Annotated in this window: 2 protein-coding genes; both read right to left on the bottom strand. The window is 65.0% G+C overall.

Annotation, left to right across the window (positions count from 1 at the left end):
• Nucleotides 1–403 precede the first annotated feature (403 nt).
• Nucleotides 404–1,432: a LacI family DNA-binding transcriptional regulator gene (locus EN964_RS30720; protein ID WP_127271475.1), complete on the bottom strand. Its 1,029-nt coding sequence runs from the start codon at nt 1,430–1,432 to the stop codon at nt 404–406.
• Nucleotides 1,433–1,609: 177 nt separating this feature from the next.
• Nucleotides 1,610–2,839, bottom strand: a complete 1,230-nt coding sequence (locus EN964_RS30715) for an MFS transporter (RefSeq protein WP_127270871.1) — start codon at nt 2,837–2,839, stop codon at nt 1,610–1,612.
• Between the last annotated feature and the right edge of the window lie 45 nt (nt 2,840–2,884).

Genomic DNA, 2,884 nt, shown 5'->3' with positions numbered 1-2,884 from the left:
GGCGGGACCCGACACGATTTCGGGTCCGGCGGCCATGGCGGCCGAATTGAGCATGACGAATGCAGTGGCGGCAACGACGCCACCAACAAGTGACTTGATCATCGATAATCCTCCCGATTGCAGTTCTGATTGTCGTTTCGCAATGCGAATTTTTCGCGCGATGGACCGGCACCTCCCGCCTCGTCATGCGCTTCCTTGGTCGCCGGTGGTGGCCGACCCGGTTCCTCCCTTGTCGCCGCCAGCGGGGCGAAAACTATCATATTATCCATAATAAACAAGTATTAGTTGTCACTTATGTATAATAAACAGGCGCAAACTATCGTTGATACACCTGCCCGGAGGAGATGGTAGCGCTACCAAATTGGCGTGTAAACCGGCATTCGCACAGTCGCTCCTGTGCGTTTCAACGCGCCGTGCTCTCGCGGCGCTTGAGTTCGAAACCGAGGTCGACGATCCGTTGCTCCGGTCTGTTGCCGGCGATCGCCGCCAGCGCCATGGCGACGGCACGCCGGCCGATCTCATAACGATGGGTGCGGATGCTAGTGACCGAAGGAAACGCCACCTGCATCATGTCGAGATCGTTGAAACCGACGATGCCGATCGTCTTCGGCACCGCGATCGAGGCGCGATGGCATTCGAACAAGACGCCGAGCGCGATATCGTCATTGTTGCAGAAGACACCGTCGAGTGTCGGCACCTTGGCCAGCGCGTCGCGGAACATCTCGCGGCCGAGCGACACGCTGGACAGCACCGGCGTGGTGGTTACGAGGCGCGAGTCGAACAGGCCCGCGGCCTCCATCGCCGCGCGATAGCCGGCAAGGCGCCGCTGCGAACGCGGATCCATGCGCGCGCCGATGAAGCCGATGCGGCGATAGCCCGCCTCGATCAGATGCTCGGTCGCCGCCCTGCCGCCATCGAGATGCGAGAAGCCGACCATCATGTCGACCGGATCTGGACCGGTTTCCATGACCTGCACCACAGGGCAGCCGGCACTTTCCAGCAGCTTTCGCGAAGCCGGTGTCTGATCGATGCCGGCGACGATCAGCGCGGCTGGCCGTTGCGAACCGAACACCTGCAGCAGCCGCTCTTCCTCGAGGCCGGAATAGTGGGTGTTGCCAAGCTGGATGCGGAACGGGCTGGCCGACAGGCTGTCATAGATGCCGCGCACCACCTCGGCGAAGACGTTGTTGGTCAGCGACGGCACCAGCACGCCGAACACCTCGGCGCGCGCCGAGGCGAGCGCCCGGGCATTCGGGTCCGGCACGTAGCCCAGTTCGTCGACGGCGGCCTGGATCTGGCGGCGCAGCTCTTCGGACACACGCTCCGGCTCGCGCAGGGCGCGCGACACGGTGATGGCGCCGACGCCGGCCTTGCGTGCGACATCCGCGATGGTCGGGCGACCGCCGCCCCGGCGCGAGCGCGGCTTGGTCAAGGACGCACTCCTGGCGACTGGCTTGTGCAGCCAAGCGCCTTTGGAACCATATTCGGGGTCTTTGCCACCGTCGTCATGCCAAACCGGCCTGTTGCCGCACCCATTCGCCTTCCGGCGTCGCGCAGCCTTGGGTGGTTGTCAAGCCGCGCAGCTCCCGGACCATTGGGCACGGTGAGCTCAGGCCGTCACGGCTGTGCTGCGCCGTGCCTTCCAGAACAGCAGCCCGATCGCCACCAGGTTCAGCAAATTCCACGCGATGCCGTTGAGGAATGCGGCGGCGTAGGAACCAGTCAAATCGTAGATCCAGCCCGACATCCAGCCGCCGATCGCCATGCCGAAGATGGTCGCCATCATGACGATGCCGATACGCTGGCCGGCCTCCCTGGCCGGCATGTAATCGCGCACTATGATCGCGTAGCAAGGCACGATGCCGCCCTGCGACAGGCCGAACACCAGCGACACCACATAGAGCGAGGCAAGCCCGTCGAACGGGATATAGAACAGCAGCGACAGGCACTGCAGCACCGAGCCGATCATCAATGTCCACACCGCGCCGATACGGTCGGCGAGGAAGCCGGACGCCAGCCGGCTGACGACGCCGCCGGCCATCATGATCGACAGCATGTCGGCGCCATGCGCCACGCCGTAGCCGAGGTCCATGCAATAGGCGACGATATGCACTTGCGGCATCGACATCGCCACGCAGCAGCCGAGCCCGGCGACGACCAGCAGCACCTGCAAGGCCGCCGGCGACAGCGAGATCGGCTGCACCGATCGGCTTCCGGGCGAACCCGCGACGGCCGCCGCCGGGGCACCGCGCCGCAGCATCAGCACCAGCGGCACCATTGTCACCAGGCAGAAGATGCCGATTGCCGCATAGGTGAAGCGCCAGCCTTCCGCCTTCATCAGCGTCGGCATGATGGTCGGCCACAACGCTCCGGCAAGGTAATTGCCGGCCGCCGCCGCCGTGACCGCGACACCGCGACGACGGTTGAACCAGTGCGAGATATCGGCGATCAGCGGCCCGAAGATCACCGACGTGCCGACACCGATCAGCACTCCTTGGGCAAGCGTGAATTGCAGGATCGAGGTCGACAGCGCCGCGAGCAGCAGGCCGGCGGAAAGCGCAATCGAAGAGAGCAGCGCCGGGATCCAGTAACCCATCCGGTCGATGGCGCGGCCGACCAGCACGTTGCCGGCGGCGAAACCGACCATGGTCGCGGTGTATGGCATGGACGCCGCGGCGCGGTCGACGCCGAACTCGGCCTGCACCGCAGGCAGCACGACGACGACAGCCCACATGCCCACGGCGCCGATCGTCGCCAGCAGCATCGAGATGGCAAGCCGCATCCAGGCATAGGAGCTGTCGATGCCGGGGCCGGGCTGGATGCTGTCGGTTCGGGTCAAGGCGTTTCCTGTCGGCGGTCTCGGAGATCGGCTGCCGTTTGCGCC

The organism is Mesorhizobium sp. M7A.F.Ca.CA.001.10.2.1, from assembly GCF_003998575.1.
GTDB lineage: Bacteria > Pseudomonadota > Alphaproteobacteria > Rhizobiales > Rhizobiaceae > Mesorhizobium.
Note: the sequence above shows the minus strand (reverse complement) of the source record. Positions and strands in the feature narration are given on the sequence as shown.